17 protein-coding genes, 1 other RNA gene and 1 riboswitch are annotated in these 17,733 nt (G+C 36.9%); of the genes, 3 read left to right on the top strand and 15 right to left on the bottom strand.

The annotated features are described in order from the left end of the window. Positions 1-266 precede the first annotated feature (266 nt). The gene (locus MHB53_RS01070; protein WP_340915138.1) at positions 267-1,382 is read left to right on the top strand and encodes a bifunctional 3-deoxy-7-phosphoheptulonate synthase/chorismate mutase; all 1,116 of its coding nucleotides are present in this window, start codon (positions 267-269) and stop codon (positions 1,380-1,382) included. An 83-nt stretch (positions 1,383-1,465) separates the two neighbouring features. On the opposite strand, the gene MHB53_RS01065 is transcribed toward MHB53_RS01070, so the two are convergent. The 12 genes from MHB53_RS01065 to MHB53_RS01010 form a co-directional block, all read right to left on the bottom strand. After that, positions 1,466-2,770, bottom strand: a complete 1,305-nt coding sequence (locus tag MHB53_RS01065) for a nucleobase:cation symporter-2 family protein (RefSeq protein WP_340924384.1) — start codon at positions 2,768-2,770, stop codon at positions 1,466-1,468. Further along, positions 2,770-3,354: a xanthine phosphoribosyltransferase gene (locus tag MHB53_RS01060; RefSeq protein WP_340915137.1), complete on the bottom strand. Its 585-nt coding sequence runs from the start codon at positions 3,352-3,354 to the stop codon at positions 2,770-2,772. Before MHB53_RS01060 ends, MHB53_RS01065 begins: the two co-directional genes overlap by 1 nt. 136 nt (positions 3,355-3,490) lie before the next feature. Next, positions 3,491-3,592: riboswitch (purine riboswitch) on the bottom strand. Positions 3,593-3,672: 80 nt separating this feature from the next. Continuing rightward, positions 3,673-5,601, bottom strand: coding sequence for an ATP-dependent DNA helicase (locus MHB53_RS01055; RefSeq protein ID WP_340915135.1), 1,929 nt, complete (start codon positions 5,599-5,601; stop codon positions 3,673-3,675). A 66-nt stretch (positions 5,602-5,667) separates the two neighbouring features. After that, positions 5,668-5,850, bottom strand: coding sequence for a hypothetical protein (locus MHB53_RS01050; protein ID WP_340915133.1), 183 nt, complete (start codon positions 5,848-5,850; stop codon positions 5,668-5,670). 57 nt (positions 5,851-5,907) lie between these two features. Then, complete coding sequence (locus MHB53_RS01045) at positions 5,908-7,056, bottom strand: THUMP domain-containing class I SAM-dependent RNA methyltransferase (RefSeq protein ID WP_340915132.1); 1,149 nt, start codon at positions 7,054-7,056, stop codon at positions 5,908-5,910. Positions 7,057-7,170: 114 nt separating this feature from the next. Beyond that, positions 7,171-7,572, bottom strand: an RNA gene (gene rnpB, locus MHB53_RS01040) — RNase P RNA component class B. Between the two features lie 73 nt (positions 7,573-7,645). Then, entirely contained in the window at positions 7,646-7,945 is a 300-nt protein-coding gene (gpsB, locus tag MHB53_RS01035) for a cell division regulator GpsB (RefSeq protein ID WP_340915131.1), read from the bottom strand. A 104-nt stretch (positions 7,946-8,049) separates the two neighbouring features. After that, positions 8,050-8,595, bottom strand: a complete 546-nt coding sequence (locus MHB53_RS01030; RefSeq protein ID WP_340915129.1) for a DUF1273 domain-containing protein — start codon at positions 8,593-8,595, stop codon at positions 8,050-8,052. Between the two features lie 107 nt (positions 8,596-8,702). Beyond that, on the bottom strand, positions 8,703-9,047 hold the full coding sequence (locus tag MHB53_RS01025; RefSeq protein WP_340915126.1) for a CotD family spore coat protein: 345 nt from the start codon (positions 9,045-9,047) through the stop codon (positions 8,703-8,705). Positions 9,048-9,522: 475 nt separating this feature from the next. Continuing rightward, positions 9,523-10,002, bottom strand: a complete 480-nt coding sequence (locus tag MHB53_RS01020; RefSeq protein ID WP_340915124.1) for a YppG family protein — start codon at positions 10,000-10,002, stop codon at positions 9,523-9,525. A gap of 85 nt (positions 10,003-10,087) precedes the next feature. Beyond that, a complete protein-coding gene (locus tag MHB53_RS01015; protein WP_340915122.1) occupies positions 10,088-10,468 on the bottom strand; it encodes a YppE family protein in 381 nt (126 codons plus the stop codon). 261 nt (positions 10,469-10,729) lie between these two features. After that, on the bottom strand, positions 10,730-10,927 hold the full coding sequence (locus tag MHB53_RS01010; protein ID WP_340915120.1) for a hypothetical protein: 198 nt from the start codon (positions 10,925-10,927) through the stop codon (positions 10,730-10,732). 440 nt (positions 10,928-11,367) lie between these two features. Here MHB53_RS01010 and recU point away from each other — a divergent pair, with 440 nt between their 5' ends. Beyond that, positions 11,368-11,976, top strand: coding sequence for a Holliday junction resolvase RecU (recU, locus tag MHB53_RS01005; RefSeq protein ID WP_340915118.1), 609 nt, complete (start codon positions 11,368-11,370; stop codon positions 11,974-11,976). A 45-nt stretch (positions 11,977-12,021) separates the two neighbouring features. Then, the gene (locus MHB53_RS01000) at positions 12,022-14,694 is read left to right on the top strand and encodes a PBP1A family penicillin-binding protein (RefSeq protein ID WP_340915116.1); all 2,673 of its coding nucleotides are present in this window, start codon (positions 12,022-12,024) and stop codon (positions 14,692-14,694) included. 129 nt (positions 14,695-14,823) lie between these two features. Here the strand turns inward: MHB53_RS01000 and nth are convergent, their stop codons facing one another. The 3 genes from nth to asnS all read right to left on the bottom strand — a co-directional run bounded on the left by nth (position 14,824) and on the right by asnS (position 17,695). Beyond that, on the bottom strand, positions 14,824-15,489 hold the full coding sequence (gene nth, locus MHB53_RS00995; RefSeq protein WP_340915114.1) for an endonuclease III: 666 nt from the start codon (positions 15,487-15,489) through the stop codon (positions 14,824-14,826). A gap of 36 nt (positions 15,490-15,525) precedes the next feature. Beyond that, the gene (locus MHB53_RS00990; protein ID WP_340915112.1) at positions 15,526-16,221 is read right to left on the bottom strand and encodes a DnaD domain-containing protein; all 696 of its coding nucleotides are present in this window, start codon (positions 16,219-16,221) and stop codon (positions 15,526-15,528) included. A gap of 181 nt (positions 16,222-16,402) precedes the next feature. Further along, positions 16,403-17,695, bottom strand: coding sequence for an asparagine--tRNA ligase (gene asnS / locus MHB53_RS00985; RefSeq protein ID WP_340915111.1), 1,293 nt, complete (start codon positions 17,693-17,695; stop codon positions 16,403-16,405). Positions 17,696-17,733: the final 38 nt, after the last annotated feature.

Genomic DNA, 17,733 nt, shown 5'->3' with positions numbered 1-17,733 from the left:
AAAATTAACCTTACTACGCTTGTTTAGCTATATTTTTCACATTGAATTGGCTATGTATCTTTTTTCTTTTTTGTTACACTTTTGAAAATAATGTGTAAATATAATATTAAGAAAAATATTCTTATTATCTATTGACAGTTAAGATAATAAGGTCTAATGTATTGAGCTATCAACAAAAATATTTCCATACACACTTTACAGCGTTGAAGCTTTAAAGCGAATCAGTTTTTATATTAATTTGATGAATATTGTGGTATTGTTGAATTATGCAGAATTATAAGGAGGGCTTATCATTGTCTGAACTAGAATTATTACGTGCCAAAATCGAAGAAAAAACTTTGCAAATGTTAGAATTGTTTAATGAACGAGGTAAGATTGCTCAGGAGATTGGTAAATTAAAAGAAATGCAGGGTGTGAAACGCTTTGACCCTGTCCAAGAAAGAAAATTGTTTAATTTACTTGCGGAACATAATGAAGGACCTTTTGATACATCGACTGTTCAACATGTGTTTAAGGAAATTATCAAAGCAAGCCTTGAACTACAAAAAGATGATAACAGGAAAGCACTCCTTGTATCTAGAAAGAAAAAGCCAGATGATACAGTTGTATCTATTTTAGGCGAAAACATCGGTGATGGGACAGCACATTTCATCATGGGACCATGTGCTGTTGAAAGCTATGAACAAGTAAAAACAGTCGCACAAGCGATGAAGAAACAGGGATTAAAACTGATGCGTGGTGGAGCTTTTAAACCAAGAAGTTCGCCATACGATTTCCAAGGCTTAGGCTTAGAAGGATTAAAGATTTTACGCCAAGTTGCAGATGAAGAAGGCATGGCTGTAATTAGTGAAATCTTACATCCAAACGATATAGAACTCGCTTTAGACTATGTTGATGTTATTCAACTTGGCGCCCGTAATATGCATAACTTTGAACTATTAAAAGTCGCTGGGGCAACAAACAAACCTGTATTATTAAAACGTGGACTGTCTGCAACAATTGAAGAATTCATATATGCAGCTGAATATATTATTGCGCAAGGTAATGATCAAATTATTCTTTGTGAAAGAGGCATTCGTACGTATGAAAGAGCCACAAGAAACACGCTCGATATTTCAGCAGTGCCAATTTTAAAGAAAGAAACACACTTGCCTGTCGTCGTTGATGTGACGCATTCAACAGGGCGCAAAGATCTATTGCTTCCTACATCAAAGGCTGCAATCGCAATTGGCGCTGATGCAGTAATGGCTGAAGTTCACCCTGATCCAGCTGTCGCATTATCAGATTCCGCACAGCAAATGGATATTGCAGAATTTAACGCATACATGGATGAAGTAAAAGCATTTGCAAAAGTAGTTCAACAAGCTCCTACTCGAGTGTGAGCTGAACTACAGACATTCATCAAAAGATAAAATCCCCCTTCCTGAAATCTTCAGGAAGGGGGATTTTTATATTAAATATCGATTTAACCTGCCTTTTGTTCTTCCAATACAACTGGATTTTTTTTTCTTGAAGGTAGCATATTAAACAAAACATTTAATATGATCGCAGTCATGCTTCCAGCAACAATACCATTGCTCGTTAATATTTGAACGCTTTTAGGTAGTTGTGCAAATAGTTCAGGAACAACAGTGACACCTAGTCCGATCCCGATTGAGCACGCAATAATCATTGCGTTTTCCTGTGAAGAAGCTATGACATTACTAAGCATCTTTATCCCTTGAGAGATAACCATTCCGAACATAGCAATCATCGCCCCACCTAGAACTGCATTTGGAATGATCGTTGTAACAGCACCTATTTTCGGAATAAATCCTAGTGTAATTAACATGCCACCTGTAATATAAATAACATTCTTCGTTTTAACACCTGACATTTGCATTAATCCAACGTTTTGTGAGAATGTCGTATATGGAAAGGAATTAAATAAACCACCTAAAATGATTGCTAGTCCTTCGGCACGATATCCCTTTGACAAATCATCTTTTGTTAAATCACGTTTACAAATATCCCCTAATGCAAAATAGACACCTGTAGATTCTACCAAACTCACCATCGCAACTAATATCATCGTAATAATTGCGGACCATTCAAATGTTGGTAGACCAAAATAAAACGGCTTAACGATATGAAGCCAAGAAGCATCTAATACAGGTCTAAAATCCACCATACCCACAAACGCAGCAACGATCGTGCCTACTACTAAACCCAGTAAAATAGAGATTGCTCTAAGAAAACCGCTGGAAAATCGATATACTAAAATAATGAATAGCAATGTACCAAACGCAAGTGATATATTAGTCGCGGAACCAAAATCAGCTGCTCCAACTCCGCCACCCATATTATTTATTGCTACCGGAATTAATGTTATCCCAATAATTGTTACGACTGAACCAGTTACAACTGGAGGAAAAAAGCGAACTAATTTCCCAAAAAATGTACTAATTAAGACGACGAATAAACCAGAAACGAGAATCGCGCCATAAATAGCCGATATCCCAAATTCTCCACCAATAGCAATCATTGGCCCCACTGCTGTAAAAGTACATCCGAGTACGACAGGAAGGCCAATACCAAAGAATCGGTTATTCATTACTTGAAGAATCGTTGCTACACCACACATTAATATATCTATTGAGATAAGATAGGTTAACTGTTCCCCCTTTAGGCCGATCGCAGCGCCAACAATGAGTGGAACGAGAACGGCACCCGCATACATCGCTAACACATGCTGAATGGCAAGAGCGGATAGACGAAGAGGATCTTTCATCAAACGAGTTCCTCCTCAAGAAAAGTCACGATGCCATTTTGAAGACTTTTTAAGATCGCCAATGATTCTACGCGAATGCCTTTTTCGCGAAGCATACGCCCTCCGTCTTGGAATCCTTTTTCAATTACAATACCAACCCCGACACTGCTTGCGCCTGCCTGATTAATGATATCCAATAACCCCAGTACAGCTTGTCCATTAGCAAGAAAATCATCAATAACTAACAGTCTATCATTAGCATGAATGAAATCTTTTGATACACAAATTTCATTCGTTTCTTTCTTTGTGAACGAGGTAACTTCTGCTACATAAAGGTGATTATTTAACGTTAATGATTTGCGTTTACGGGCAAAAATTACTGGTACACCTAGTGTTAAACCAGCCATAAAAGCAGGAGCAATTCCTGAAGATTCGATAGTTAATATTTTCGTTATTCCCGTATCTTTAAATCGTGCAGCAATCTCTTCCCCAGCCGATTTCATTAACTCTGGATCTAATTGATGATTCAAAAATGAATCGACCTTTAGCACTGTATCGGATAAAACCGATCCTTCATTTATTATTTTGTCTTTTAATTCTTTCATTTTATTAATCCCCTTCCGAATGTCAAAAATAAATAAACTGATAGACCAATGCATCCAAACATGACATGAGTGGAGCAATGTCCTTCGAGTTTATTTTTCGAAAGGATGATAAAAGGATTGGTGAGTAAAAAAACACAACCCTTTCATTGCTGCTCATAGTCGATTTGTTTACGGCAAATCGGTAGAAACTTGCGAGCCATATCCTCGCGATTATATGAGTGAATGCGATTAAGAATGTAACTATTATAACATTAGAAAGTCATTTTTCAATCCTATTACAAGTTTTGTATGTAGGTAGAATATTCAATAATTAACAGTCTAAAAAAGAGATGTCGCGGGCACGGGCAAGCTGTTTTTCACTTCTTTCAACACACTACCTACCTCGTCCTTATTTAACCAAATATGAATCGTCCCTTTATCCGTAGAAGTTCTTATTACTCTGCCAATTCCTTGTTTCAATCTCAAAAGCATATATGGCAAATCAACGTCTGAAAAAGGATTTTCTGAACTATTTCTTTTCGCATCAAAGACAGGATCGTATGGTGGAAATGGTAGGGAAGCGATGATGACATTTTCTAAAGAAGGACCTGGTATATCAAGACCTTCCCATAATGTATTAGCGCAAAGTACCATCTCTTCCTGGGCTTGGAATTGCTGAATAAGTGTACTAATTTCAGCATCACCTTCATAAATCACTGGTAGATCATTAAACTGATTCACTTGTAAGTATTTTTTAAATTTAGCTAAATCTGCTTTATTATTGAATAATACTAAAGATCTTCCTTTTGCTTCTATGATAGAATCTAATATTTTTGTCCATTTTACTGTTTGATCATTCTCTGCATGAAGTGTAATGGACAAATTTCCCTCATAGTCAAATGGCGATTGAACACGAAGTGATAAATAATCATTAATACCTAAGGTTTTACTCATATATGTCAAATCACCTTCATTAGAAAGTGTCGCAGAAGAAAAGATATAAGGTATTTTGTTTGTGAAAACGCGACTACCTAATATTTCACCAATCAGACGGGGCATAATTACCAATGTCTGACCTGCATTATTATCTTCAAACCAAATAATACCTTTTTTATCCTCTATCAATAGTGTTAATGAAAAGATAATTTGATCTAAATACTCTTCCACAATTCTTAACTCATATTCATCGATTGTATACAACTCTGACTCAAATACTAATTCCTCTGATAGATGATTGATCTTTTGAAGAAGAAGAGTCGCTAAATCCAACATTTGTCCTGTTTTGCGAAGTTCCATTCTTTCCGACCCGATTACGGGTTTAGCTTCTTTATATAAAAGTGAAAATAAACTACTATTAACGTCAATAACCTCTTCAATTACATGTAGGGTTTTTTCACGAACATCGTTCTCCTGCAGTCTATTTAATAATAAATCTAGCATTTCATCGCTAATACGGTAGGTTAGTGCTTTTTGACTGGCAAATTCAAGTAAATGCCCCTCATCAAATACTACACTGCTTGGTTCCGGTAGAAGAGCTAATTGCCCTTCGCGAATTCTCGCATCCTTAGTCCAAATATGCTCCATATAAAAATCATGTGAGCATACAATGAGATCTGCGGCTTTCCGGTAATGATCACGATGTAAAGTTTGTCCACAACGATGGCGTTGCGTACATGACAAACAATCTTGGAGTGAATCCCAAGCAATATCTTTCCAGTCTTCTTCATTAACATAAGGGTAATCTTTACGGTCACCATATGTATGAAACTTTGTCATAGATGAAGTGTCTTGTACAAATGACGGAACTTCCTCGTGAATGGTCTGATAGACTTCTTTATCTGAATGACTTAAAGCGCGATCCAACTTTTGTAAACATAAATACTGGTCCCTTGATTTTGCAAGGCGGACATCAATTTTCATTCCAAGCGCCTTTTCAATTTTTTTTATATCGCCTTCTTTTTTTACAAGTTGCTCAATTAAAGATTCATCCGCACATGCAATAATTGCTGGCTTACCTATGTATCTGGCGTAAGCAATGGCATACAGTAAATACACAAAAGTCTTACCCGTACCAACACCAGCCTCCGCAAATATTACTTTCTTATTAGAAAATGCTTTTTCTAATTGGAATGCCATAAAAATTTGTTCATCCCGAAGTTCATAGCCCTGGCTTGGTAATATGTCATAAAAAACATCCCCGATCCAGTCTTGAAGTTGTTCATAAAATGTACTCGTTTTATTTAATTCAAACGGAAGTGATTGCTGCATTTTTGATTTCCTCCTGTAGTGGCACAAACGAATGAAAACGCAAGTGCGAAAACTGGCACCTGCGTTTTAAGAATATCGATTATTTCTGTCATGTAATAATATATGATTTAGAGCTCTGTCCAAACTATGCTCCGCTTCTTTCAAGTTGTCTATACCTTGTTGCGATGTTTGATCATTCTGAAGAAGTAACTCGCTTGAAGAAATAAGCGCTCTCCTGACCTTTTCTAGCTCAATTAATCCACTTTCCATTCAATTCTCACTCCTCGCTGAATGATATATATAAAGTATATTCAGCGAGAAGTAGTTTTATACGTTTTTCTGATTTCTAGGTGGGCGTGGACCCCAATATTGATACAAATCTGTACGAATAAAACCATTAAATAATTTTCTTTTCTTCGTTGCCTGTTTGCCATACAATTTTTCAAATTCCGGATGGGAGGTAAGAATATAATATGACCATGTATCATAACGTTTATACGCTTTGCCAATATCCCGATACAATTTCTCTACTATTTTTTTATCGCCAATTCTTTCCCCATAAGGAGGATTAGTTAGTACGACACCGTAGTCCAGTTTAGTCGAGAAATCTGTTGCTTGCATTTGTTTAAAAGATATCAAATCACCCAATCCAGCTTCAAAAGCATTTTGTTCGGAAATTTTAATCATATTGTGATCAATATCTGACCCAAATATATGTAGTGGCTGATCATAATTGGCTAGATCTTCTGCTTCAAGTCTTGCCTGCTCCCAGATTTGTTCATCCATCCAGGGCCATGCCTCACTCACAAAGTCACGATTAAAACCTGGTGCAATATTTTGGCCAATCAACGCGGCTTCGATAGGGATGGTTCCTGATCCACAAAACGGGTCATGGAACGGTCTGTTCGGTTGCCATTTTGTTAGTTTTACTAAAGCCGCTGCTAACGTTTCTTTTAAAGGTGCCTCACCTTGTCCTACTCGGTACCCTCGTTTATGCAATCCAGGGCCAGTCGTGTCAATTGTGAGTAATACTTTATCTTTTAATAAGGCTACTTCAATTTTAAATAAAGCACCCGTCTCTTCTAACCATGATGATTTATTGTATGCTTGTTTTAGTCGTTCAGCAATGGCTTTCTTTACAATTGCCTGACAATCAGAAACACTGAATAACTTTGATTTTAGAGATTTCCCTTGAACAGGAAATTCTGCATCCTCAGGAAGGTATTCTTCCCAATTAATTGCCTTTGTTTGTTCAAATAGCTCATCAAAAGTTGTGGCAGGAAATTCGCCAACAACTATTTTCACTCTGTCAGCCGTTCTTAACCAAAGATTAGAACGAGCGATGGCTAACCTATCCCCTTGATATATAACTTTGCCGTTTTCCACTTCACAGGTATAGCCAAGTTCTCTTACTTCTTCTGCTGCAAGCGCCTCAATCCCCATCGCGGTTGTAGCGATTAGCTTAAAAGTTTTCAATTAGACCCATCCTTATAATAGCAGATTATATTATAATTTCCTTTTTCAATAAAATAATGCCCTTCTCATAAAAATGAAGAAGGGCATTCGTAGTGCATGAACCTATAATAACATTCATGTAAGCCATGTTCTGTACCTTCGTACTACAATCGGTCATAGGTAAACCTCGTACTCCGGTGGTAATCATCTATCTGCAAGCTATTTAGTTATAGCCTGCCTCTTTCTTCGTTGATTTCCTCAGAAAAAGTGCCCCTACCAATATTTGAGTTTCTCGCTCGCGGGGTTTACCTCGTTCCACCTTTGCTGTTTCCAGCAAAGCTCCGTCACTGTGGCACATTATAGGTAGTCACTCCATATTCCGCAAAGAACTTAGGTGTTTTCCCTGCCGTCAGCCCAGATTACTCCAAACTGCCCTGGCTTATTATTTCGCCAGGCGCGATCACTACGTGCATCTCAGCGCCGTGCGAGCATGGACTTTCCTCTGTCGAAGGTTATCGACAGCAATTACCCGAATGTTATTAGTCTCACCGACTTATTATTGTAATCCTTTTTGTATCCAATTGCAATAGTAAATCATTAAAAATAAAAGTTATTCATCAAGCTTACTGCCAAATACATGTTTTTCTAAATTTGACAACCGTTTTAAAATATCAAAATTCGTAGTCCCAGCAGGTTGCACTGGCTGACGGCGGCTGCTATCTTCCAATTGTTTTTTTAGACGTAAATTTTCTTGCTGTAATTCATCGATTGTCATATGCATTGTTTCATAATCCTTAATGACGACATCAAGAAATTTGTCTACTTCTTCTTGTTTATATCCACGAACACTCGTTTTAAATTCCTTTTCCAATATTTCTTTTGCTGTCAGTTTTAATTTATCAGCCAACATCCGAAACACCACCTCGACATTCACGCTACATTATATTCATAATGTCAAATCAAACTCCATTTGTCAATATTACAGACTTGTTTTCAATATTAAACAGCTAAATATCAAAAGTTTTCCTCATCAACTGTTGCCTGTAAATCGTAAAAATCTAACACCCGAATTTCATATGGGTTTGTTTCTTGGTATTTCTTCGCAGCTTCATAAAAAAATTTAGGCGAGCCTTCCTTTTCCTCATCAAATAAAATAATAGCAACATCTGATTTTTGCAAGAAAAAATTGTTTTTATTACGAAACTGCCATGGTGCCGTATATGGTAGCTTTGACAAGGATTCAGTGAAATCTGCTTGCATCATCACCATTTCATATAATTCTTTATTTTCTTCCTTCCAATTTTCTTCTTGATTTAAAAATGGTGTCATAACTGCTAGCTTTAACGTATCGTATGCTTGTTGTAAATCAAATAAAGCTTCTGCTCCCCAAAGTTCTACTCCTGGCTGTCCAGAAATGATGACCCATTCAAGCCCCTCTTCTGCTAGTTCAACGATCTTCCTGGAAATAGTTTTCTTTATGTACTCTACTGCAGGGTCATTATTTTTATATATGCCAAGCTCATATGACTTATACCCAGTAAGAGCTGCAACTTTTAACACATTCCAACCCCCTATTCGAACAATTCAATCCTTTTACTTTTCTTCATTGACTATTAGAAAAGCAAGAATGAAAACTTTCTTCATTCTTGCTAATAAATATATCATATTTAATAATGGAATCCTGGTCTTGGACCGCAACATCCCGGTCTTGGTCTTGGACCATGACCTGCTGGCCCCATGCCCATTGGTCCTTGACCCATCGGCCCCATGTTAGCAGGCCCTAAGCCCATTGGACCCGGCCCCGGCATATTCATTTGTTGATTTGACACTTCATTTACAGTTGATTGAGTATGCGGGAAAAAATGCTGATGCTCAAAATTCTTATGATTAACTGTTGTTGTATGAATCGGATGAATTTCTGGCACAATGAAATTTTCTTGCGTATGTTTTACACAACATTTAGTTGGATGAACTACTGCTGGTAGAACTTTAGGTCCACAGTGATTATACATATCATTTACTCCTTTCACATCTGTGATTTGATTACACTAATAGCCTATGAGGAATACCTAATACATGTACTAATGTAAATACCTATTTTTCACGGCTATATTGCACCAAATTCTGACGAAATGCTACAAAATAAAGCCAATTCCGTATATTATATATATATAATCGTCGATTACTGCGCTTGCCCGGGAAATGAATAGTACTTTTATTTCCGGGATTGCACACGATGCGCTGACCTCTGTGTTGCTCACAGGACATGAGCGATCTTAACAGAGGTTCCCTTTTCTCATTAACAGAGATTTCCCTTTCCCTTAACAGAGGTTCCCTTCCTTGTTCTATATAACAGGGCTCCTCATTTCCTTAACAAAGGATCCTTTTCCTAGTAGAAGTACCTATGCCAACGAAAAAATTCGCCGTATATCATTTGGTGACTTTTTGAAAATCAATTATAAAGTGAAAATTCCGCCAGTTACCCTATCATTTAAAAAACGCACCAATACCTTTTGCCATTGTAGAGACTTGATTTAAAGCATTTACTAGTTGTCCAGTCGTATTAACCATTTTATTTACATCTAGGGTCCCATTTTGTGATTTAAAAGAATTTAAAATAGAATTAAAATGTCCTCCTGTTTGACTACCTGGAAATTTAGGCTTTTGAGCATTTCCTTGCTGATTTCCAGTTTGAGGATTATGGTTCCCATAAAAATATCCATCATTAGGTTGTAGGGGATTTTGAAATAAATCATGCCCATACCCTTTTGGCATATTTTCATAAGGTGGGACTGGGTGATTCATTTGCGGATAAAATCCCGCCTGAGATTGTTGAAAATTTGGATACATTTCTGGACGTGGTTGAACGGCCCCGTAATGCTGCATTCCATATGCATTCATAGATTGTGGATAATATTGCGACGGTAGTGGCTGATGATACATTTGGCGAGGATAGCGATTGAACATTTTTAGTCCTCCTGATCCTTTTATAATACTATAGGTTATGAAACCAACATATAATATGTGAGAATATAAAAAAACTCTCTGGCTATTATTTTTCGCCTAGAGAGTTCGGTGCATCTAATTCATCGAGCAAACGTCTTAACACATAATCAATAGACTGAACATGACTATTAAACTTTTTTAAACTAGAGTCCGGAAAAAATGCTCGCACTGAAACCATTTCGATATTTTCACCTGTATTTTTTATTTGCAGTGGATACAAGTTTTTGGGTTTGTTTTTAATCGTCCACAATATCGCTTCAGGCTCCCATTTATCGCGGCACTCTTTCACCTTATCAGCAAAAGGCTTCACTTCACTATAAAAATCACCTTTTATCCCTGTTGATCGACAATTATGATAGTTTTCAAAAGCTTCTTTATTATAATTACATAATTGTAATGTTAAATCATACAATGCACGGTTGCCCATTGTATACACCCTCTTTCTTATTACGAAAAGCGTAAGTGTGGTATGTGTGATGGAACACTAGTAGAATGAACATACATATGCTGCGCTATTTAACCTGCATCGTACTATAAACTACACGTCAAAGCTATGAAAGCCACACTTTGTATAATCGATCTTTATTAAACATATATGTCTTCCAATGGAAATAAAAAAAGCAGCATGTTGACATGCTCCTCATAAAACCTTATATTATCGTAAACCTTTATTTATTTATTTTCAAGACTAAGAGACCCTTTGTATCTTTTCTTTAGATGCTAATTCTAAGTACTGAAGCTTATTTTCCATACGATACTTGTTTTCTTCCATACTACTTACAATCGTATTTCTTTCGTTGTCTAACTTTTCTTCAAGCATTTTCTCCAATTGTTGTAGTCGGAATTCAATTCGTTCTAGTTTTTTAAGACAGTCATCTTTTGTCATTTCCCTGCCTCCATTCATAATCTTATGATGTATATATTCCCTATATTATTCTGTCTTCCTTCCTCATTGACAAAACTAGAAGCAATTCGGCAAACAAAGTGTTAACCTGCTTTTTCTTTCATTTTATTCGACACTGTTTTCCGGATTGACAAAATTAAATTTCTCATTAAGTGAAACTTAGTAATAGGTAAATACGTCATATAGTGATAGAGGGTTATTTATAGGCTTCACACTCTTTTTTTTTAGGGTACGAATATATTTTTTTGGTATTAATATCTCGTGCTAACGTCGACAAGCCAATATCTTATGATTCATTCTGTATGTCGATAGACGGGCATCTTGCACTTTTAAAAAAAATGTCTGTCTATGCATACTGTTATTCTTATTTTTGGGTCATAATCGAGCTATGGTATAATTTAGCGAGTGAGGTGAACAGAATCATGGAATTTCATTACCCAAACGGTAGAAAATATACGTTAGAACATACAAGGAAACTAGCAACTCCTGCACAGCAAAAAATTTCATATGCCAAAAGAGGAATGGCCTTAGAAGATGACATTAATGATACAAATCTATATTATTTAGCAAGAGGAATGGCCGTTATTCATAAAAAGCCAACCCCAATTCAAATTGTCGATGTGGACTATAAAAAAAGAAGTACAGCGGTAATCAAGGAAGCTTATTTTAGACAGGCTTCCACAACGGATTATAATGGTATATGTGAAGGTAAATACATTGATTTTGAAGCAAAGGAAACACAAAGCACAACTTCCTTTCCATTAGTAAATTTCCATGAACATCAAATTAGTCATATGAGGAATATTGTGCAGCATAATGGAATCGCATTTGTTATTTTAAGATTTTCAAAAACGGAGGAAGTCTTTTTATTAGAAAGCGAAGTTTTATTTAATTTCTGGGATCGTATGAAAAATGGCGGTAGAAAATCAATTACTAAAAATGAAGTGATCGAATTCGGACACAAAATTAACATAGGATTTCAACCGCGGCTTGATTATTTAAACATTTTAAAAGAAATTTATTCTTTTTAATTATTATACTTTTATTTGATATATCGAAAGCGAGGAATACTGCATATGGCAGAAAATCAACAAACACGTGTAGGAAGAAAAAAACAATCAGCAGGAAAAAAGAAAAAGGTAGGAAAAGGCACCAACCTCTTTAAAAAAATTATATTAGTTTTAGTCATAATAGGCTTTGTCGGCCTCGCGTTTGGAGGAGGATTATTTGCTTACTACGCTAAGGACGCACCTAAACTAGATAAAAGTCTATTGGTCGACCCAGTCGCTTCTCAGCTTCTGGATAAAAATGGGGAACTATTTATGACACTTGGAACAGAAAAACGTGATTACGTCGAATATGATGACATTCCTGAAAAGGTTAGAGATGCAGTATTAGCGACTGAGGATGTCCGCTTTTTTAAACATAGTGGAATTGATTTAAGAAGACTTGCTGGAGCAGTGTTAGCCAATGTAACAAGGGGCTTTGGTTCTGAAGGAGCTTCCACTATCACACAGCAAGTCATCAAAAGATCATTTTTATCAGATGAAAAGACACTAAAAAGAAAAGCGCAAGAAGCATGGCTTGCCTTTCAATTAGAAAGAAAGTACTCTAAAGAACAAATTTTTGAAATGTACGTCAATAAAATTAACTATGCAAACAATATTAATGGAATTGAAACAGCGTCGAAATATTATTTTGATAAAGAACTTTCCGAATTAGAATCGCAAGAGATAGCTCTGCTTGCGGGCCTTCCGCAAAGTCCATATAATTATAATCCATATGCATTTCCAGAGAAATCTGATAAACGGAAAAATATCGTATTATCATTAATGCATCAGCATGGAAAAATTACGAAAGCACAAATGGAGAAAGCTCAAAATACTTCGATTACCGAAACATTAATCAAAGAAGAAGACAATAATACCACTGCATATAAATATGATTCTTTTGTCGATCAGGTTATTAGAGAGGTGGAGGCGTTAGGCGATTACAACGTAGCCGTAGATGGCTTAACTATTCATACGACGTTAGATCAAGACGCGCAACAACATGTAGAAAAAATGTTGGCACCTAAAGAAGCAAATGAAATTATTGACTTTCCAGATGATGATTTTCAAGCAGGCGTCGTTCTGCAAGATACGAAGACTGGCGAAATTCGAGCAATTGGCGGAAATCGGTACCAGGATATTACAAGGGGTACGAATTATGCGACAAGACTAAGTGATCGTTCTCCGGGATCAACAATTAAACCGATATTGGACTACGGCCCTGCTATAGAATATTTAAATTGGTCCACATATGAACAAATTGTAGATGAGCCATTTAAATATACGACAGGTGCTCCAATTAGAAACTTTGATCAAAAGCATCTTGGACAAATGTCAATTAGAGAAGCCCTATATCGCTCAAGAAACATTCCAGCATTAAAAGCGTTTCAGGCAGCTGGATTGGACCAATCCAAAGCATTCGCATCGCGGCTAGGATTAGAATTTGCCGATGATAGGTTTTACGAATCAGCATCTATTGGTGGAGTTGAAAATATTTCTCCTATGCAATTAGCGGGCGCATATGCAGCATTCGGAAACAACGGTATGTATAATAAACCGCACACAGTGAATAAAATCATTCTACTTGACGGAGAAACAGAAGTTAAAAATACAATTAAACCCCAAATAGCGATGAAAGATTCTACTGCGTATATGGTTACTGATATGCTGAAAGATGTTCTATCTGAAAAAGCTGGGGCTACAGGAAAAACTGCGATTATTCCTGGCCTACCAGCAGCGGGAAAAACGGGTACATCGAACTATACAGATGAAGAGTTTCAAAAATACAATTTAAGTAACGGTGATGTCCCTGACTCATGGTTTGCGGGATATACGACCAATTACACTACTGCCGTATGGACTGGATATGATCAAAGAAAAAATCCATTGCGTGCATATCCTAATAATGATCAGCAAATTGCAAAAGAACTGTACAAAAATCTAATGCAACATGTATCTGAAGGGATCGATACTCCAGATTTTGCAATGCCTAATAGTGTTGTTAAGGCTGCTGTAGAAAAAGGATCAAATCCTGCAAAGAAACCGAGTAAACACACTCCCGATAGCAATATCGTATATGAATTATTCGTGGCAGGAACGGAACCAAGTGAAGTATCAGTAGCATTCGACAAGCTTGACGCACCTACAGTAAAAGGGGAATTCCATGAAGAGAAAAAGGAAATCCTCTTTACTTGGGACCATGCTAAAAAGGATAATAAAAAGCTAACTTTTGAAGTGTCCATCAAAAAAGCTAGCGGCGAAAAACAATCATTAGGCAAACTTGACGATCAAGCATACACCGTGACAAACGTTGAACCTGGTGAAACCTATTCTATTGAAGTAATAGCCATTAGCGATAATCTGCGAAGCACTCCGGGGACGGCAAGTGTGAGCGTTCCTAAGAATGAAGAGGAAGAGAAAGAAGAAGTTGTTGAGGAGGAAGAAGAAGTTGTCCCTCCTGATGACGAAAGTACTGATGATAAAAGTGACCAGTCAGAAAAGGACCCGGAGCAAGATCAAAATCAAGACGAAGTAATTCCGGGCGATAATGAAAATGGTAATGGTAATGGTAACTCCAATGGAAATATTGATAATCAGGAACCGCCGGAAGCCTCTACGCCTCCTAGTGATAATGAACAAACAGATGAGAGCAAAGAGCCAGATAAAGAGCAAAAACCAGATCCTACCACAAATGAATAATTACGAAAAAATCCTGGAGCAAAACTCCAGGATTTTTTCATTGATAATGATTTTAATATATACCAGTATTAATTATTAGCGCTGCAAAAAACAGCTATTCCCTCTTATGATTACAAAATTAGAAGGTCTTCAAGTACTTTCAACTGATTTAACCTGCTTCATTCGCTTTTTCCCTTCCCTACAAACTTCTAGAAGTGGGCAAATTGGACATTGTGGATTTCGCGCTTTACAATGATACCGTCCAAAGAAAATCATTCGATGGTGCGTTACAGACCATTCATCTTTTGGTATTTTACGCATCAGTGTTTTTTCCACTTCAAGGACATTGTCTTTCCATCTACAAAACGCTAAACGTTTACTCACTCTTTCCAAGTGCGTATCAATAGCGATAGCTGGTTCCCCAAATGCTACTGACATAACTACATTCGCTGTTTTCCGCCCTACTCCAGGCAACTTAACTAGCTCATCACGCTCAGAAGGAACAATTCTATCGTAATCGTCAATCAACATTTGTGATAACTTTTGGATATTCTTTGCTTTATTTCGAAATAAACCAATCGAGCGTATATCATTTTCAAGTTCTGATAATGACACTGATAAATAATCCTCAGGCGTTTTATATTTTTCAAATAGTTTTTCCGTTACTCGATTTACCAATGCGTCCGTACACTGAGCTGAAAGTGCAACGGCTATCACTAATTCAAATGGATTCGCATGATTCAATTCACAATGGGCATCTGGAAACATTTTCGCCATTTCATCAAGACAAAAGCGAATTTGTTTTTTGTTTAACATCCTATACCTCCCCCCTTTTTGACACCTTTATATTTATTACTGTTCTAACCAATTATAAAAAGGTACAGAATTTGAACTTTGAACAGATGCATTAGATTTGTTAGACTTTTGGCGAAATTTCAATCCTTGTTCCCTTGCTTTTTCCACCGTGTTTACACCATTTTTTTTCCACTCTAAAAGAATACGATCAATATAACGGAAATTTAGTTTTCCGGACATGACAGATTCCCTTAAAGCAGCCTTAATCATTGATGGGTCTTGTCCATCTTGATCCATCCACATCGCTAAAGATTCACATTCTAACGGTGTGAGTGGTCTACCAAATTCTTGTTCGAAAATAGTAAATAAATCCTGTTCTTCTGAAAGTACTTTTTCAAAATTGGATTGCTTTTTTTCTCGAATCATTTCCTCGGCCAATTTCATCCATAAAGGAGTGAGAGAATATCTTTCAAATCTGATTTCATCTACTGTGCGTTCTTCCTCGATTTTAATCATGCCAAGTTGCATAAGCTTTCTTAACATGGAGGTACATTCGCTACTCGTAATGGTCATTTTTTCGGATATTTCTTCAGGTGTTGGAAAATCATTTCCTTTTTCAGAAAAAGAAAATATTTGCAATAGTAATACCAATTCTTTTTCATCCAAACCAATCTGTCGGTATTTGTTCATGAGTAAATAAGGTATTTGTACCATACCTGCTTCGATCCAAGAAACCATTAATTCTTTATCCATATGTACCACCTCTCTTTCTGTTATCACTATGATGTGTTGAGGATAGTCAAAACCACGCACATAATTGTACGTGGCCTTCTATCAGTCGACGTTCTAAAAGTCCGGTAAAGTGGCTAACGAATTTCGTTATCAGTGTTTTTCTTTCATACTCATTCGCCCACATCCCTTTGAACTTACACTATTATGGATATAAGCGGTTGAGAAGTCTAGGGAATGGAATGGTCTCCCTAACATGCTCTACCCCTGATATCCATGCTACAGTACGTTCCAAGCCTAGTCCAAATCCTGAGTGAGGGACGGCTCCATATTTAGATAAATCAAGATACCATTTATAAGCATCAAGTGGCAGTTGATGTTCTTCAATGCGCTGTTTCATTAATTCAAAGTCGTGAATTCGTTCTGAGCCACCGATAATCTCACCATAGCCTTCAGGGGCAATCATATCAGCACAAAGCACGACATCGTCACGGTCCGGTGCTGGTTGCATATAAAATGGTTTAATTTTTGTCGGGTAATGTGTAATGAAAATCGCTTGATCATAATGATTGGCAATCGCAGTTTCATGTGGAGCACCAAAATCATCTCCCCATTCTATATCATCAAATCCTTGTTCATGTAAAAATTGAATCGCATCATCATAGCTAATCCGCGGAAACGGAACAGATATTTTTTCAAGTTTAGACGTATCACGTCCAAGTCTCTCTAATTCAAGTGAACAATTTTTCAACACGGATTGAATAATATGTGTAATATATTCTTCCTGAACTTTTAAGCTATCTTCAAATTCATAAAAAGCCATTTCAGGTTCAATCATCCAAAACTCAATTAAATGTCGGCGAGTTTTTGACTTTTCGGCCCTAAACGTAGGACCAAATGAAAATACTTTGCCAAGTGCCATTGCAGCAGCTTCCATATAGAGCTGCCCACTCTGCGATAAATACGCATCTTCATCAAAATATTTCGTGTGAAATAATTCCGTTGTTCCTTCTGGTGAACTACCTGTCAGGATTGGTGGATCGATCTTAACAAATCCATTATTATTGAAAAATTCATATGTGGCACGAACAATTTCATTACGAATTTTCATCACAGCATGTTGACGACGGGACCGCAGCCATAAATGTCGATGGTCCATCAAAAATTCTGTTCCATGCTCTTTCGGTGTAATTGGATAATCAACAGCAGCTTGAATCAGTTCAATACTGGATACTTGCATCTCATAACCGAAAGGAGAACGTGTATCTTCTTGGATCGTACCTGTAACATATACAGATGACTCCTGTGTTAATGATTTCGCAGTCTGGAATATGGTTTCCTCTACTTCACTTTTTACGACTACACCTTGAATGAACCCAGTTCCATCACGCAGCTGTAAAAATGCAATTTTACCACTGGAGCGTTTATTTGCTAGCCACGCTCCTATTGTCACTTCTTGACCTACATATTTACTTACCTCGGAAATCGTAGTTTTCACGAAAAACATCCTTTCAAAACAATTAATCTTAGTGATCG

This window comes from Bacillus sp. FSL K6-3431 (assembly GCF_038002605.1).
Classification (GTDB): Bacteria; Bacillota; Bacilli; order Bacillales; family Bacillaceae_C; genus Lederbergia.
This window is presented reverse-complemented; position numbering and strand designations above follow the sequence as displayed.

Coding starts and splice junctions, on each gene's coding strand:
- MHB53_RS01070 (WP_340915138.1), top strand. CDS start 267: ATGCAGAATTATAAGGAGGGCTTATCATTGTCTGAACTAGAATTATTA.
- MHB53_RS01065 (WP_340924384.1), bottom strand. CDS start 2,770: ATGAAAGATCCTCTTCGTCTATCCGCTCTTGCCATTCAGCATGTGTTA.
- MHB53_RS01060 (WP_340915137.1), bottom strand. CDS start 3,354: ATGAAAGAATTAAAAGACAAAATAATAAATGAAGGATCGGTTTTATCC.
- MHB53_RS01055 (WP_340915135.1), bottom strand. CDS start 5,601: ATGCAGCAATCACTTCCGTTTGAATTAAATAAAACGAGTACATTTTAT.
- MHB53_RS01050 (WP_340915133.1), bottom strand. CDS start 5,850: ATGGAAAGTGGATTAATTGAGCTAGAAAAGGTCAGGAGAGCGCTTATT.
- gpsB (WP_340915131.1), bottom strand. CDS start 7,945: ATGTTGGCTGATAAATTAAAACTGACAGCAAAAGAAATATTGGAAAAG.
- MHB53_RS01025 (WP_340915126.1), bottom strand. CDS start 9,047: ATGTATAATCACTGTGGACCTAAAGTTCTACCAGCAGTAGTTCATCCA.
- MHB53_RS01020 (WP_340915124.1), bottom strand. CDS start 10,002: ATGTTCAATCGCTATCCTCGCCAAATGTATCATCAGCCACTACCGTCG.
- MHB53_RS01015 (WP_340915122.1), bottom strand. CDS start 10,468: ATGGGCAACCGTGCATTGTATGATTTAACATTACAATTATGTAATTAT.
- MHB53_RS01010 (WP_340915120.1), bottom strand. CDS start 10,927: ATGACAAAAGATGACTGTCTTAAAAAACTAGAACGAATTGAATTCCGA.
- recU (WP_340915118.1), top strand. CDS start 11,368: ATGGAATTTCATTACCCAAACGGTAGAAAATATACGTTAGAACATACA.
- MHB53_RS01000 (WP_340915116.1), top strand. CDS start 12,022: ATGGCAGAAAATCAACAAACACGTGTAGGAAGAAAAAAACAATCAGCA.
- nth (WP_340915114.1), bottom strand. CDS start 15,489: ATGTTAAACAAAAAACAAATTCGCTTTTGTCTTGATGAAATGGCGAAA.
- MHB53_RS00990 (WP_340915112.1), bottom strand. CDS start 16,221: ATGGATAAAGAATTAATGGTTTCTTGGATCGAAGCAGGTATGGTACAA.